This is a genomic window from Arthrobacter sp. Y3223164, assembly GCF_059091005.1.
This window is the reverse complement of the sequence record NZ_JBNHGF010000704.1, coordinates 1-803: the sequence shown is the minus strand read 5'-3', so window position 1 is coordinate 803 and position 803 is coordinate 1. Positions and strand designations below refer to the sequence as shown.

Genomic DNA, 803 nt, shown 5'->3' with positions numbered 1-803 from the left:
CGACCGCGGCGCGAAGGTCACCGTGGCCGACCTGGACGGCGCGGCCGCCGAACGGGTGGCGCAGGAGATCGGCGGGGTCCCGTGGCAGGTGGACCTCAGCGACACCCGGGCGCTGGAAACGGCGGCGGTGGACACCGACATCCTGGTCAACAATGCCGGGATACAGCGGATCAACCCCATCGAGGAGTTCGACCCGGAGGCCTTCAGGCTGATGCTTCGCCTGATGCTCGAATCCCCGTTCCTGCTGATCCGCGCGGCGCTGCCGGGCATGTACCAGCGCGGTTTCGGCCGGATCATCAACGTCTCCTCCGTGCACGGGCTGCGGGCGTCGGCCTACAAATCCGCGTACGTCTCCGCCAAGCACGGGCTGGAGGGCCTCTCGAAGGTCACCGCGCTGGAGGGCGGCGCGCACGGGGTGACCAGCAACTGCATCAATCCCGGGTACGTGAAGACGCCGCTGGTCGAGAAGCAGATTGCCGACCAGGCCCGGATGCACCAGCTGCCGCCGGAAGAAGTGGTGGCGAAGGTGATGCTCACCGAAAGCGCCGTCAAGCGCCTGGTCGAGCCGCACGAAGTGGCCTCGCTGGTGTGCTGGCTCGCGGGGCCCGACGCCGGCATGGTCACCGGCGCGTCCTACACGATGGACGGCGGATGGTCCAGCCGATGAGCGCCGAACCCGCAGCCCTGCCCTATGCCGCCCTGGACGTGCCGGTCCGCGGCGGTACCCTGCGCACCGGCGTGTGGGGACCCCCGGCCGCGATCGGGAGAGCGGCGGGGGGGGGAAGAGTGTTCTGCACCGTGTA

The 803-nt window shown here is 69.9% G+C and carries 1 protein-coding gene; it reads left to right on the top strand.

Going from position 1 to position 803, the window contains the following annotated elements; all coding sequences use genetic code 11:
- The coding region (locus AC5RUJ_RS17510; protein WP_494156411.1) for an SDR family oxidoreductase at window positions 1-667 on the top strand (667 nt) is incomplete at its 5' end.
- Window positions 668-803 lie beyond the last annotated feature (136 nt).